The sequence below is a fragment of the Natrinema soli genome, assembly GCF_028618695.1.
The window spans coordinates 1-14614 of the sequence record NZ_JAQIVI010000803.1 but is presented as its reverse complement, the minus strand read 5'-3'; the positions used below and the strand labels follow the sequence as shown (position 1 = coordinate 14614).

At 54.0% G+C, this 14614-nt stretch carries 15 protein-coding genes and 1 pseudogene; 12 read left to right on the top strand and 4 right to left on the bottom strand.

What is annotated here, in order from left to right:
- Positions 1 to 384 precede the first annotated feature (384 nt).
- A complete protein-coding gene (locus PGX04_RS32930; protein ID WP_273742325.1) occupies positions 385 to 813 on the bottom strand; it encodes a DUF6884 domain-containing protein in 429 nt (142 codons plus the stop codon).
- A 197-nt stretch (positions 814 to 1010) separates the two neighbouring features.
- Between PGX04_RS32930 and PGX04_RS32925 the strand changes: the two genes are divergently transcribed.
- The 7 genes from PGX04_RS32925 to PGX04_RS32895 all read left to right on the top strand — a co-directional run bounded on the left by PGX04_RS32925 (position 1011) and on the right by PGX04_RS32895 (position 6774).
- A complete protein-coding gene (locus PGX04_RS32925) occupies positions 1011 to 1502 on the top strand; it encodes a hypothetical protein (RefSeq protein WP_273742324.1) in 492 nt (163 codons plus the stop codon).
- A complete protein-coding gene (locus PGX04_RS32920) occupies positions 1499 to 2161 on the top strand; it encodes a hypothetical protein (RefSeq protein WP_273742323.1) in 663 nt (220 codons plus the stop codon). Before PGX04_RS32925 ends, PGX04_RS32920 begins: the two co-directional genes overlap by 4 nt.
- Positions 2162 to 3091: 930 nt before the next feature.
- Positions 3092 to 3214 (top strand): hypothetical protein, encoded by a 123-nt coding sequence (locus tag PGX04_RS32915; protein WP_273742322.1) that lies wholly within the window; start codon positions 3092 to 3094, stop codon positions 3212 to 3214.
- Complete coding sequence (locus tag PGX04_RS32910; RefSeq protein ID WP_273742321.1) at positions 3214 to 3537, top strand: hypothetical protein; 324 nt, start codon at positions 3214 to 3216, stop codon at positions 3535 to 3537. The genes PGX04_RS32915 and PGX04_RS32910 overlap by 1 nt, the downstream gene beginning before the upstream one ends.
- A 280-nt stretch (positions 3538 to 3817) precedes the next feature.
- The gene (locus tag PGX04_RS32905) at positions 3818 to 4825 is read left to right on the top strand and encodes a DUF6610 family protein (protein ID WP_273742320.1); all 1008 of its coding nucleotides are present in this window, start codon (positions 3818 to 3820) and stop codon (positions 4823 to 4825) included.
- 109 nt (positions 4826 to 4934) lie between these two features.
- Positions 4935 to 5876 carry an ArdC-like ssDNA-binding domain-containing protein gene (locus PGX04_RS32900; protein ID WP_273742319.1) on the top strand — a complete coding sequence of 314 codons (942 nt, stop codon included), beginning with the start codon at positions 4935 to 4937 and terminating at the stop codon, positions 5874 to 5876.
- Positions 5877 to 6210: 334 nt separating this feature from the next.
- Positions 6211 to 6774: a PH domain-containing protein gene (locus PGX04_RS32895; protein WP_273742318.1), complete on the top strand. Its 564-nt coding sequence runs from the start codon at positions 6211 to 6213 to the stop codon at positions 6772 to 6774.
- A gap of 126 nt (positions 6775 to 6900) precedes the next feature.
- Here the strand turns inward: PGX04_RS32895 and PGX04_RS32890 are convergent, their stop codons facing one another.
- On the bottom strand, positions 6901 to 7878 hold the full coding sequence (locus PGX04_RS32890; RefSeq protein WP_273742317.1) for an IS1595 family transposase: 978 nt from the start codon (positions 7876 to 7878) through the stop codon (positions 6901 to 6903).
- 78 nt (positions 7879 to 7956) lie between these two features.
- On the opposite strand from PGX04_RS32890, the gene PGX04_RS32885 reads away from it, so the two are divergent.
- Positions 7957 to 8283 carry a DUF6788 family protein gene (locus PGX04_RS32885; RefSeq protein WP_273742316.1) on the top strand — a complete coding sequence of 109 codons (327 nt, stop codon included), beginning with the start codon at positions 7957 to 7959 and terminating at the stop codon, positions 8281 to 8283.
- Positions 8284 to 8414: 131 nt separating this feature from the next.
- Here the strand turns inward: PGX04_RS32885 and PGX04_RS32880 are convergent, their stop codons facing one another.
- Positions 8415 to 9809, bottom strand: coding sequence for a Cdc6/Cdc18 family protein (locus tag PGX04_RS32880; RefSeq protein ID WP_273742315.1), 1395 nt, complete (start codon positions 9807 to 9809; stop codon positions 8415 to 8417).
- A gap of 785 nt (positions 9810 to 10594) precedes the next feature.
- Positions 10595 to 10826: pseudogene (locus tag PGX04_RS34925) on the bottom strand (type B DNA-directed DNA polymerase); the annotation flags it as partial.
- Positions 10827 to 11062: 236 nt separating this feature from the next.
- Here PGX04_RS34925 and PGX04_RS32875 point away from each other — a divergent pair.
- The 4 genes from PGX04_RS32875 to PGX04_RS32860 all read left to right on the top strand — a co-directional run bounded on the left by PGX04_RS32875 (position 11063) and on the right by PGX04_RS32860 (position 14286).
- On the top strand, positions 11063 to 11893 hold the full coding sequence (locus PGX04_RS32875) for a type IV toxin-antitoxin system AbiEi family antitoxin domain-containing protein (protein WP_273742314.1): 831 nt from the start codon (positions 11063 to 11065) through the stop codon (positions 11891 to 11893).
- Positions 11894 to 11899: 6 nt separating this feature from the next.
- Positions 11900 to 12703, top strand: coding sequence for a nucleotidyl transferase AbiEii/AbiGii toxin family protein (locus tag PGX04_RS32870; RefSeq protein WP_273742313.1), 804 nt, complete (start codon positions 11900 to 11902; stop codon positions 12701 to 12703).
- A 232-nt stretch (positions 12704 to 12935) separates the two neighbouring features.
- On the top strand, positions 12936 to 13874 hold the full coding sequence (locus PGX04_RS32865) for a ParA family protein (protein WP_083873407.1): 939 nt from the start codon (positions 12936 to 12938) through the stop codon (positions 13872 to 13874).
- Positions 13867 to 14286: a DUF7970 domain-containing protein gene (locus tag PGX04_RS32860; RefSeq protein WP_273742312.1), complete on the top strand. Its 420-nt coding sequence runs from the start codon at positions 13867 to 13869 to the stop codon at positions 14284 to 14286. The genes PGX04_RS32865 and PGX04_RS32860 overlap by 8 nt, the downstream gene beginning before the upstream one ends.
- The last annotated feature ends 328 nt before the right edge of the window (positions 14287 to 14614 follow it).

The following is a 14614-nucleotide window of genomic DNA, read 5'->3' as shown; positions in this document are numbered from 1 at the left end:
CCGAATAGATGTCTTAATAAGTTCTGTAATTCATGAATTTATAATGTCGGTGATGGAATAGAGGCAAATCAAAGTGGACGAGGATATGACGAGATCACTCACGTATAACGCTTGAGAACCAGATCACCGAAGGGGTTGAGTATCATCCTAGACCGTTACTCACCACTCACTGAACGGTCAATATCATTTTCAGCAAATAGTTCGAGGACAAGCACAACACCATCCGAACAATTTGGTGTGGTTAGGGACACCCCACTATATCTGCACAATCTATACGCGGAAGAGTTAGACACGCCAGCTCCAGACAAAACATCGAGGATCTAGTTGACATTGTAACCGTGAAAGAACGGGTCTGGTTCAGCCGAACAGATTTTCTGGTCCTACTCAGAGTCGTTCGTTGTACCAGCTCAGCCGCTCACCAATCATTAGCCCCTCTACTGGAAACTGGACCGAGACAGCCGTCTCCTCGAGCAGCGGTAGCAACTCCTCATAGTACGCACGCCCAGCGTGGAACACGAGCGTTTTCCCCGCCTCGAGCAACCCTGCCGACTGCAACTGCTCGAACACTGTTTCCGACCACTCTCGCTTTGTCGCAACCCGCGCACCCGTCAACGTTTCATCGTACGGCTCGATAGGTGGCCTGTTAGGCTCGAGCAGATAGTGCTTGGCCGAGAGGATGAACCAGTCGTCATGATTCTGCTCACAGTACCGTCGGGCCTTGCTGAACAACGGCGATGAGGCATACAACTCGGCAGGCGGCGCAGGCTGCTCGAGTTTAGTCTTCGTACAGCTCACAAGTCCGATCTCAGTCACAATCAACTATTCTGAGGGTCCACTCATGAGCCTACTTCTCTCTGAGATACTCATTTGGGCCTTATTCTGGATCAATAGAATAGCAACACTACAAATAACGAAATCTTCACTGTTCAGCTTACAGAGACTATCATATCATGCCAAACCCACTCTTCTCGACATACACACATAGCGAAAACCGAGTTACGTCGACACTCATGGCCGTCCTCGAACACGTCAATACCAAACTCGGGGAAGAACTCCTGGAAGCAACACTCGACGAATCGGACCTTTCTCTCGTCACATTCGAGAACCAAATTGCTGGTGACGGCTCTGTCCCAGATGCGTCGATCCAGAGCTCGACGTCGCTGTGGTTCGAGACCAAAACGGTCCCCAACAGCGTTGACCTCGAGCAGATCCGAAACCATCTGAGCGGCCTCCGCCAGGAGGCAAGCGATACCCAACGCCTTGTCGTCCTCACACCAGACCACAGCCGCCCGAAGAAACTCGATCGGATAGAGGACGATCGCCTCGTCTGGACGAACTTCGACCAGCTCGTCGATGCTGCCGAATCGATCTTAGCGCGGGACCACGGCAGTGTCGAACAGTCTCTCGAGAACCCGCCGAACGAGAGGCGTTTCTCCTTCGAGAACTCGTTCGCTTCACATCAACTTCTTGAAGTGGGTCTGTTAATATATGATAAGCAATGAGTCGTGACGTCGCTCGTGAACGCCTCGGCAGATTGAGGGTCTTCATAACGGACAATTGGGTAGGACTGTTCAGTGCTGTTCCGGGGATTGCGATTCTCTATGGGGTTATCAGTGGAGCTTCGATTGTGTATCAACTAGTGTTTTTGATAGTATTGGTCGTTCCAGTGTCGTATTATATCGGGGTTCGCCGTACTGAACGGCGGTTATCTCAGACTTCAACTGCTGTTGAGGGATGTATTGAGTCCAGTGGTGTTCTCTGGCGAGGTCGTCTCCATCATGGCAACGATTGGTCGGTTGAAGTTGAGAAGCCGTATTGCCCAAACTGCCAGACGCCGGTACAAAAAGAGTGGCATGAACCTAATTATGGAATAGGTGCTCGCGCAGCAAACCGGAGAGCCTTAGCAAAGGCGACTGGAGACCATCAAAGGATTCGAGTGTGGAAATGTTCGGGTTGTGAGGATATCAATCGACGACAAACAGAAGATGAGCAACAGGTTCGGAACCTGTTCGAAAAGCATTTTCGCCGGATGCGCGAATCAAAAGGAGAATTCTCCCTCAACAAACTGCGTGAGGAAGCTGGGGACGACCCGAAAGATATCTGGAGCGAATACGCGGCCGTTGTGGACGACTCAGAAGTCTCGACGGCCTGTTTCTTTTGATGGTCAAGCGAGGTCGGCCTGCTGTATCTCACGCCCGATGGTCTCCGGCGTAAGAACGGTAAGGTAGGGTTCGATTGCTTTGTAGTTGCTCCAACCGCCGATGGAAGTGATCATGCGCGGATGTCGTTTTTCGGAGCGAACACCGAATAACACCTCGATGCCCGCTCACTATTTCGGAGCACTGTTCAATCTCGTCAGCCTGACCTGCTTCTCGAGGTAATTCTGGGTCTCGTTGAGCTGGCGTTAGACGTCTTGGTCGCTGGTACTAACGCGAGCATAGATTGCTGCTTGAGTCACGACCTTCTGGGTTGACTAAATGGACTATAAAGAGCACGGGCTTTTGGATAGCTATTAGGAAGAAGTTCCTTCTGAATATCTACCTTCGAGCTTGTCTCTCGAGATCCGGTAGTCGTTACGTAGGTATGCGTACTGAGCAGTGGTCGCTAGCTACGACTCTTGTCGAACGAAGGTATCTCTCACGCCTCGCCACGTGAAGACGAGAATTGCTAATACAACCGTCATACCGATTCCTCCGTAGAGACCTAACGAAATCGCATACAGGAGGTCTCGAGTCGCAACGAATCCTATCACCAGATAAAGGATGAAGAGAGAGGCAACAAGAATTTGCCACTCAAAGATCGTTTGGGGGGCTGTAAATCTGGAACCCATAGCTCACAGATTACTACGATACGACATATGACTTTCTGTGATTCCAACGGTAACTACTCCACCTATACGTAACAGCTGATACGCTGATGATGAGTGTGAAAACAAGTTAGCAGAGAAAGTAGAGGGTATGCTCGTCGAGGTCTCTGTACTGCTATAACGCATGCACGTGGTGTTGTTCGTCCCTTGAGAGGGGTGGAGGTTTTCACAGATGGCACGACAGCCAGCAATGACAGCACAGACCGAGAGCGGAGGCGAGCACTAATGTTCGACAATCTTCCTCCTGGCGTCCGCCCCAAAGATTGCGAGCCAGATGAGCCGGACCTACCCGGCGATCCTGATCGCCACAACGAAGTCCGCATCGAACAGGAACTGGAGGAGCACTGATGGGCGCTGTTACCTTCGACACGCTTGCGTTCGCCAAGACCGCCGATGACGCGTTCGAAAACGCCGTCAAGGATGCGAATCATATGCACGATCACAGCGGTTACACGGGAACGATCGCTGAGAAGACCACGTTCACCGTCATCCCCGAGAGCGAGCACAAAGGTCGGCAGAGACGCATGGTCGCCCGCGAACTGATCGAGGATGGAGACAAACGGATCCGACACAAGCGAGGTCCTGCTGGTGCGATCAACTGCTCAGAGACGAACGCCGCCACCCGCCACCGCAAACAACACGGGCTGGAAGGCAAACACGGCGACGTCTGACTCTTCTTCGGCTAGGTCGCCCACTGACTCAGCCCTCACGTGACTTGTGTTGTTCGCTCTCCTGAGCCGTGAGAGAGTCGAAGCAAGAGAAGCATCATTCCACTCGTAGTTACCCCACGCGGTTGGTCTTTTCATTGAGAATGAGACCGCCACTATCTCAAAAAAGATTGAAACTTCGGTGTGGACGGTCATTCTGTCATGCTTGTCTCATTACTGCCTGAAAAGGCCAGGACGTGGGGTAACTGAGCAGCAGCTCACTGCGCCTTCCGAAGTCCATTCTATGTCACGATCCGCACACCCGATACCGATCAGTGCCGACAGTTCCGCCGAGATTCGAGCCGCTCGCCAAGCAGATTACGTCGCCTTTCTCCACCGCGTCCCGTTTGCGATTGATGCACTCAACCTCGGCTACGTGACCGGGTTCCGTGAGGACTGCACCTACCAGCAGGGTCAGTACGAGACGCTCGAGTTGCCAGTCGGAATGCTCGACAACGACTTTCGCAATCCCGACCTCGAGCGATATCTCGAACGCTTCAGAGATTACGAGCCTCGCGTTGGCGTCCTCGGTGATGCTTACTCCGTCGACGAGGCCCGCGAGTACGTTCGGACTGCACGCGACCTTCAGGCGAGTTACCCTGAATCGGAGCTTGTGATCGTACCGAAGTGCCGCAAGGCGATCGACGCTATCCCCGAGGACCTCGTACTCGGCTACCCGCGTGGGTACTCCGACCAGCTCGCACACGAATTCTCGGATCCGGCAGATTGGCGTGGCCGACGAGTCCACATCCTCGGTGGCAGTCCGCGAAAGCAGGTGAACGCGATCGAGACGCTCACCCGGCCAACGCTCTCCGGGGATCCACCGGCAGACATCGTGGGGCTCGATTGGAACGGCTTGCATCGTGGAGCCCAGTTCGGCGAGTGCTGGTCAGCTGACGGCTGGGACGATAGCGGACGCGACGCCGATCACGTCACTGTCCGAAAGCTAGTTCGGCACAGCCTGGGCCGGATTAAAGCCTTCTGGGAGGCCCAGGGCATTTGGCCGGAGACACAGCTCCACGACGAGGACGTCGATCTCGAGTACGAGGGACCAACGCCGAGCGACCTCTCAAGTGCGGCGTGTGAAGCGTGTGGAGCGAACGTCTGGACAACCGACCGTGGCCCGTTCATGGCTGAGTACGATACTGGAGAGATCTGTGGCTACTGCTCGTACGACTGTTACTTTGAACATCGGACGCAGAATCGACTCGAGGAGATCGTCGACGAGCGGAGCGTCTTCATGCCGCCGTGAGCCGATTTTTCACTCGAAGTCTGGTGTGCGATGAGCGTGGTGTTGGTCGTCCCCCCGAGAGGGGTGAGGCGCTTTCGAACAGGCGAGAACGTCAACACGAGTGATTCCAATGTCTGTGACCACAGAGCGACCAGCTTCGTTCACCGAGACCGAGACGCGCAGCGACGAGATGAACAAGACGATCGAAAACTGGGTTAACGACCTTGTCGACCTCGTCGACGAGGCGGCGGCCAGTGAGGAGTTCAAAGCCTGGCTCGATGTACAGAGTCACTTTCACGACTACTCCTACCGGAACACGCTGCTCATCAAGTACCAGTGTCCCCACGCAACCCACGTCGCGGGGTACAACACGTGGCGCACCGAGTTCGACCGGCATGTCCAGAAAGGCGAGAGTGGGATCTGGATCTGGGCACCGGTCATCACGAAACAGTGTCCTGCGTGCGGAAACTCGCCGAGTTACCACGAGAACAGTCCCTGTGAATACGACGAAACAGCACCCGAAAAATGGTCGAAAGGACTCGTCGGGTTCAAGCCCACCGCTGTCTTTGACGTCTCCCAGACTGAGGGCGAACCGCTTCCTGCCCTCGAGACTGAGGCATACGGTGACGCCGGTGAGCTGGTGCCAGCCCTCCTCGAGAGTGCAGAGCACCTGGATGTCGACGCACAGATTGTCTCCCCTGAGGAGTGGGAATATGGAGAAGCGAATGGCGTCTGCAAACACCGCTGTCCCATGACGATGCGCCCGCGCGTCGAGGTGAAAGATCGAGACAACCAGGCAGACCTCGCTGGGACGTTTATCCACGAGTACGCCCACGCGCTGTTGCACTTCGATATCGATGATCGTGATGAGCGAGCGAAACGCGAAGTCGAAGCGGAAGCTGTGGCCTACATCGTCGGGCGCTATTTCGACCTGGATATGAGCGGGTCGGCATTCTACCTCGCAGCGTGGAGCGGTGACGATCCCGAGGCGGTCGCTGATCGGCTGGGCCGAATTAGCAACACGGCTCAAGAACTGATCGACACGCTCGAACGAGAGCAAGAAGACGGATAAGCGAGCCAAGGAAACGGCGACTGAGAAGCCACCATATCGATACTGGCGAGAATGCCGTCAGTGTGGCATTGCCGTGTGACTGCGAAAGCAATCGGACAAGACGTCGAAACACCCCATGCAGAGACTCGAGGGAGTAGCAGCCAGTGACCGAACGGTGAGTCTCGCTCCGAGGGTTGGTGAAATCGCCAGTACTCATATATAGGTCAAGATAAGAGGCCCAAAAGAGGAGAAAAACCACCATGGTAACCCGAAACCGAATACAGTACTGGGCACGCCGCCGTGGCGTCCTCGACTGGCAGACGGATCCATACACATCCTCAGGGCGTGAGACTCAATGGCGCTGATACGGCCGCAAGAAAACGTCGAAGACGCAGACTGGCTCCACCTGACGGAAGATGAAAATGTACAGTGGTCCGGACGGCCGTCGCGATTCACGATCCTGTTCACGATCATCGGTGGCCTCCTGTTCGTACTCGGCGGGATCGTTGGCACACTGATCCTTCTGTCAGTACTCGACGGTCAAGCGCTGCCGGCGTGGGTTGGATTCCTCCCGCTCGTACTCACTCTGGTCGGCGCGGGGATCGTCGGAAAGACGTATTTGGAGTGGTTGCGGCTGCTGTACGTGATCACCGACGAAGAAATCTACGTTAAACACGGGCTCGTCTCCCGCGATGTCACGCAGATCCGCCTCGATCGCGTCCAGAACACTGCGTACGAGCAAACGATCCTCGAGCGGGTACTCTCATTCGGCGATGTGCGCGTATACACCGCCGGGACGAGTACGGAAGATATCACGTTTCGAAATGTGCCCAACCCAGAACACATCAAATCCATACTCACACAGCTGCTCAGTGACCAACAGCGCAGTGATAACAGAGAAAACCCCCTCTCACCGTAACTACACGGTCGTTCCACAGCTTTGCATAAGAGCGATTTGGATGGATGAGATGTGCCTCGCATGCTCAGCTCTATTAACCAACAAAACTAAGATTTCAACGACAGTGTTGGTTAATACGGCCCGCTCTTATGTAGAACTGCGGAAGGCCCCGATAACGAGACAATCAATGGTTGATTCGACGGATTCGCCAGCCAGAGTGAGTGACCGAACGATGCCGAAGGTGTGAGCGGCCTGTTCCAAGCCCTGCTTGGACAGGCCGCGAAACTTCTGCAGCCACGGCTGGACGAGCGAAAACAGGCACTCAGCTTGGTTAATGTGGACGCCGTCGGGCGATACGTATCTCTCTTTGTGTACGACTGTTCGGTGGTCACGCTCCATCTCTCTGTAGGCCTGGAGGCCGTCGGTCCAGACCTCTCCCAGTGGCTGGGAGAGGTCTTCTGCCTTCTGGATCACTGGTTCTAGATCACCGCTGAAGTCGATGCCGAGTTGGCCGCGAATCACGCGAAGCGAGTCGCGGCACGCCGCGACGAGCGTCAGTTGATCACCGTGACGCCCTCGCCAGCGTGAGCGCCCTCTCTGGGACGAGCCGCCGCGGGACCGGCTGTTCCGCGGCGGCTCTTGCCCTTTGTAGCCCGAACAGACCGTGCCAGATTCGTCGACTTGCGTCGGGCCATCGATGGTCTGGTCGAGGAGGCTCCAGACGACGGGGAAGCCGCGATGGATCGCGGCTTCCACCTCCCGAATCGCCGTGTGAACGGTTTTGTAGGCCCGACCGAGCAACGGCGCGATCTGGTTGATACTGAGCAACGTATCGGCGTAGAGCGTGAATGCGAGAAGTACCTCGCCGCAGGAGAGGTGCTTCTCGTGAAACGGTGTTCCGTAGGTGTAGACCGGCTTGAAGTTGCAGTCACGGCACCAAACACGGTCGAGATGCGGCCACGTTTGAACGGAGTTGTGCCCACACCGTGGACAGGATGTATTCTCCCAGAATTCCTTGAGTCGCCGCTCGATGCGGGCATCGAGCGGCTCCGTGTCGATCTCGACGACGCCCAGCTCGATCAACTCTCGAAACATCGCGCCGAACGCTGGCTGAGCAGAAGACATACTCCCAGATTATGGCTAGCTCAGTGTAACTACAGGGTCTTTCCGTGGCTCTACACAAGAGCGATACGGCCGTGACCCATGTCCTACTCGCCACCAACTCCACCGCAAGAACTTCCGGACAACGTCGTCGAGTCGCTCGAGACTCATTCACCAGAATTGCTTCGGCACATCGCCCAGTATGCCGAGGCGCTCGCCGAGTATCGCGAACGCGAAGCACGGATTGCTGAGCAAGACGACGAGGAGGAACTGATTGAGGAGCGACCGGAGGATCTCCCGGACGACGTCCCCTCGAAGGCGACGATCACAACAAAGAAGATCAACGACAACCGCTACTACTACTGGCAGTGGCGGGAAGGGGATAGGATTCTCTCGAAGTATAAAGGACCCGTCAATCCAAACGATTAGATAGTCTAGGCATCTCCAAACCACCCCCCTGATTCGGAATGAGTTTGTTCATTTTCCAGATGATTTGACACCCCTAATTCGGAATGAGCTTCAGTGGTTGGGTTCAAAGCAGAGCAGACCCTCCTCCTTGATTAAATCTCGTACGATCCGTTATGGAGTTCTGAAAGTCGTTCGTCGCTCTCTACAACTGCTTTCATCACTACATCTTTGTCCTTGATGAGCTGGTGTTCCAGATAGACTCCCTGCTTGTGTCCGCCACCAACCTGATATGACTCAGAAATCCCCATGAGCGAGAGCGTGCTGAGAATCTGGCTCACTCGATCATACGAAAGGGGATCTGCGCCGACGTCACCACAGGTCGTCTCGTACTGAGCGTAGATACCAGAGGTTCGGAACCGGCGGTTGTTCGAGTCAGTCAACCGGCCGAGCGTATAGAGAACGAGCTTCGATTGCGGTGAGGTACTCTCGATTGTCTCCTTGACCCGATTGACCTCTGCGCGTTTGACTGCTTTATCGACATGGTCCGTTCTAACGACATCCGCATTGGTGTCGTCAGCGATATCACCAGCAATCCGCAAGACGTCGACTGCCTTCCTCGCATCACCATGTTCATCCGCCGACCGGTCAGCAGTCTCGGTTATGACGCCGTCCTGTAGGACATCCTCTTGAAACGCATCTCGTCGATACTCGAGGATCTGCTCGATCTGATCGCTCTGGTAAGGTTCAAACACGAAGTCCGTCGTCCGCATCGAGCTCTGAACCCGTGCATTCAGTTTTTGCCCGAAGTCGATGTCGTTGCTGATAGCGATGATTCCGATATAGGCATCGGTATGACCAGCTTCTCGGGCTCGCGAGAGTTCATGGAGGAGTCCCTCAGCGTTATCGACCATATCGATCTCGTCGAGGATGACGATGAGTCCATCGTAGTACTCGTCGATGATGTCGTAGGCGTAATCATAGTATTCGGCGGATCCTAAGCCAACACGAGGGATTTCGATGCCAGAATCCGATGCGTCACTTAGGGCACGGGCGATCGTTCGGGCGACTCGCGTTTCGGTATTATTCTTCTTGCACTCGACGTAGACGCTAGCAGCGGGAACGTTACGCGCAGTGGCAGTATCGACGAGACGGTCGGATACGTGTCGACTGACAAGTGATTTGCCAGTCCCAGTTTCGCCATAAATGACGACGTGATTAGGTTGGGATTCGTGGACGAGGTGACGGATTTCTCCAGCAACCGATCTAATTTCTTCGTCTCGACCGACGATGCGGTCCGGCCCAGGAACAGTTCCAATAGAGAGTAGATCGCGATCTGCCCAGATCTTAGTTGAAGAACCGTGTTCATCGCCTTCCCGAACGAACAATGGGTCATTTGCTGGATCGTTCGGCTCTTGTTGCTGGATTTCCTCAGTGGTAGACGTATTTTCAGAGGCCGAGATATCCACCTTGGTTGAATCGAAGTCATCCAGCTGTCGGTCCGTAATAGATTCGTCACCCCCTCCTTCAGATCCTTCGTTGTCCGTCATAGATTCACCCTCGAAAGGCAACCACTTAGTCGTTACCCCCCTCGTTCGGAATGAGATCCCCCGTCTATAGGCGTTGAATAGCATAAAATCGTGAGATTGCGTATTTATACCCGAAGAAACCCGATTCAGAGTGAGTTGTCGTCCAACCATATGTCGTACGCTGACTACACCCCCCCTAATTCGGAGTGAGTTATTCTCTTGACGGTGATATTCCACTAGTTCAAAATGATTAGCAATTCCAGCTTGACACCCCTGATTCGGAATGAGCTATCCGAGGGCCTGATCGGCGAGATGATTTCAGAGCACTCTGGAAAAATATTGATGTGAGAGTTTTAGGGACACACCCCCCTCGTTCGGAATGAGATTCTGCCCTATATACCACCGGATTAGGGACGGTGTTTCCACTTGATCACGAGGTTTGGGTTTGAAATTCGTCGAGTGAACACTCTCAATGCAATATTCATCCCCTATATTCGGCGGATAGAATAGCTGTACTTCCAGTGTTAGGCGTATTCACGAATACTCTAACTAGTGGCGTATTCTACTTGGAGAACTATTGGGACTGCTAGGTAATAAATCTAGGCTAACAACTAGACAACTGATAGATAACTGATCATCGGAAGTCTACGCTGTCTTGTAGTTTTAGAATATAGTTTCAGAAGACATCTTGTCTAGTCAGGAAATTGTAGCTGATTACTGCTGCTATCCATTCCGTAGGTCGTACGGGATCTCACTCCGAACGAGGGGGGTGTGTGCTTCCACGCTATTCTGTTATTGCTGCTCGGTCAGAATGATGTGATCTTGGTTGATCGTGTTTCTGCCAACCTTCGTCGAATATCCGACCAATCCCATCTGAAGGTGAGACGATCCTCTCAACAGCCCACACCAGCTGCGTCTCATAGTACGACGGATCATACTGTCCTGTCTCCTCGTGGGCAAGGGCGACACACTCTCGTGATGATTTCTGGTCGTTTGTCCGGGATGGACAGCGAGGTCCTGGTTGCGAGCACGTTTGATGCCGTCATGTTCTTGTGGACGGCACGCCACCCGCCCGCTTCTAACCACTCCGGGGACGTTCTCACGATTACTGTGGCAGTAACATCGGATGACGTCGGGGCGAGACGTTCCGTGTGCAGATCGTCATGTTTGCCAGCGTTGTCAATAGCGACATTGTTTGGACGTCTATTCGAAGAGGTGTTGAGGCGCAACGTTGAAGCCTACAGATCTTCATAGTCTATGTACGAAACGCAGGTATGAGCTCTACACAACAAGCGAAGAATATACGGAAGGGACTTTCTACCCGTGAGAGCCGGCTCCTCTCGCACCTCGCCGCGGAGGGCCACCAGATCATCTCGATCGACGACATCGAAGCGACGCTCGAGGTCACATCCAATACCGCTCGCGAAATCGCGTCCCGGCTCACCGAGAAGGGATGGCTGGACCGGCTCCTCCCCGGGAAGTATCTCATCATCCCGCTTGTTGCTGGGGAGGAGGCCGTGTACACGACCCATGAATACCTGATTGCGTCGCACGTCGCAGAGCCGATGTATATCGGCTACTACAGCGCTCTCAGCCATCACGGGCTGACCAAGCAGGTCCCGCGAACTGTGTACGTCGTCACCCCGACCCGGGCCCAGAGTCGCGAGATCCACGGTGTTCCCTACCAAGTTGCGACGGTCACCGAGCGGAAGTTCTTCGGCTATGAGTCGACGTCTATCGAGGGAACCGCCGTGAACGTGGCCGACCTGGAGAAGACGCTCGTTGATTGTGCCGACCATCCTGAGTACTGCGGTGGTGTTCGAGAACTCGCAAAAGCGATGGTCGCAGCTGACGAGCAGGACTGTTCGTGGGCGACAGTCGGTGAGTACCTCCAGCGGCTTGACAATGGCGCGGCGACCAAGCGAATCGTCTACCTCGCCGATCAACTAAACATCGACCTTCCGACCCGTGAGGCGCTTGTCGAGTCGTTCACGAGCGGGTATTCGCTGCTCGACCCCACGCGAAGCGAGCAGGGGACCTATGACAGCGCGTACCGCCTTCGGATCAACGTCGACCCGGACACGCTCGGTCCGATGGAGTCCTGACTTCCGATGATCAGTCAAAACCGATTGCGTGTCCTCGCTCGGGAGCTCGGTGTTCGCCAGGGCTACGCCGAGAAGAACTACGTCAATTCGTGGATTCTCTGGGGTATCTTCACGAGTGGATACGGCGAGAACCTCATGTTCAAGGGTGGGACGGCGCTCAGTAAGCTGTACTTCCCTCAATCGTGGCGGTTCTCGGAAGATCTCGATTTCGGCGTCGAAGGCCGGTATCAGGGGTCAGAAGATGACCTCCGAGGCGTCCTCGACACGGTAACTGAGCGCTCCGGGATTGAGTTCACGATCCGCGAGCACCACGAGTCCCGCCAGCAACACTATCCGACACATTACGTCGACATGAGTATCCAGTATCGGGCGGTGCTCGACCATCCAAATACGACCAGCCTCGACGTAATGGTCGACGAGTACGTTGCGTTCGACTCAGTTCACCATACGCACTCCTACGAGGATATCCCCGAGTTCGAACTGCAGGCGTATAGTGTCGAAGAGATCTTCGCAGAGAAGTTGCGAGCGATCTTCCAACGGGGTGCAGCCAGGGACTATTACGACCTCTATCAGCTCTTAGAGACCGAATCCGTTGACATCGAGTTCGATGTTGTTCTTCCTGCTTTCGACGCAAAGTGCGACCACGACGATCTCGACGTCAATCTCACCACGGGGCTGCCGGTAGATCAGCGTGAGGACATACGCCGTCAGTGGGAGACGACGCTCCCAGACCTCACCGGTGATCCACCTATGTTCGATACTGTATGGAAGAGACTGGATGAGGCCGTTATTGCCAGAGGTACGGAGTAGGTGCGGACTCTTGTCTGAGCCCCGAAGTAATCAGGTTCATTTCGGGGATATTCTGAAATCGCATGTAGTGTTCTATTCATAGATCGGTTACTACCTATGCTATTCAAGCTATTTATGAATACTATACTATCCATTCTATTTAGCATATTTATGCTATTCACACTATCTGCACGATTCTTGCTATTTACCGGCCATAGATATAAGGGAGACTAGAACGCTATTTCAGAATAGCATGGCGGGAACGAATAGCAGGAATAGCATAGATCGCACGAATAGCCCAAATAGCCCATACGACTCGGTGAATACGGCGGGGAATTCTCGCGCTGTCTCGGTCTGTATGCTGAAGGGTGGCGTTGGTAAGTCGACCATCGCAGTGAACCTCGCGCGTCAGCTGGCCACCCACGACCATAATGTCCTTCTCATTGATCTCGATCCAAATGGCCACGCTTCGGTCGGTCTCGGATTCGATGATCACTACCACAACACAGACGAGAGCATCGGCGAGGTCTTCTTCGATGACGCAGATCCCACATCCGTCATCTACGATACCGACTACGAGTTCGATCTACTTCCCTCAAGTGAGGATCTTGAGCAGGTCGAGCGGGAGATCGTCGTTGGCGACGTCTTCCAACCGTCGGCGCTTCTGCAGCGGGAAGTCGTTGAACCTCTACTTGGCGACGAATACGACTTCATCGTCACGGACTCGCCGGCGTATCGCTCCCGTCTAACCGACAACGCACTCGTCGCAACGTCCAATCTCGTTCTTCCACTCGCGCCCGGCAACGAGGCGATGTCCGGACTGGAACGGACCATTGAGCGCCAGATTGCACCGCTGCGAAAACACATGGACGTCGACGTCCTTGCGCTCGTTCCGAACATGCTCGACGGCCGTATCGATCAGCAGACGCAGGACCGCCAGCTCCTTGAACGGCTGAACTCACACAACAGCTTGCAGGATCGAATCCCGAATTTCGCTCGAATCACGGACTGGGAGGCTGTGGGTACCGGCGACATTAGTCCGACACCTGGTATCCGCGACCGAACCAGTATCACAAAAGCGTATGGTGAACGCAAACCACTGTTGGACTACGATCCCGACTGTGATCAGCTGACGTGCTTCGATGAACTCGCGCACATCGTTGAGGCTGGTGAGGTGGTCCGACATGGTTGACGACGATGATCCGTTTGCAGATCTTGGTCAGACACTAGAAGACGATTCTAACGATCAAGACGAGACGACAACCACAGAGGAACCGACCGAGCCATCAACCACAGACACGACAACTGAATACGTCGAAGAACCGGATGAGGAGGACGTCGAGGAACTGGATCCGATGTCAGATACTGCCTTTTCATACGAGGCAGCCAATCAACGGCCGTTCTACGCGCGCGAAGAGACTATCGAGAACTTCGATTCTTGGCTGAACTACGAACTAGAGCGTGAGCTTAGTACCCGTGGATATCAGAATATCGTTGTTCGTGAGATGACTGACGCATTGCTGCGTACGGTTGTCGAGGAAGACTTGGTTGACGAGGTTGCTGAACGATTCGAACAAGAACGAAAGGATGCGATTTCAAAATAGCATGAATAGCATTCTCTTTCTCTTCTAAGGAATATGGCGGAGGAATAGTTCTCTTCGGGATTGTGAATCGCTGGAAAATATTGGATAGCATGAATAGCATTCTATTCAGATGATGCACCCCTCTTGGAGTACCAAACTCACGAACTCAGGATATGATATTCATCACTTCATAAGAATTATTATTATTATTTTATTATTTCTCATTAGATAATTAAATATGATATAATCGGGGATGAGGTAATCATTCCAGCGTCTGATATGGTGCTGTGTTGAATTGCCATAGGGCGCGGTGATCAGAGTGGTTCACAGAGCTGTTCGATGTTCGAGA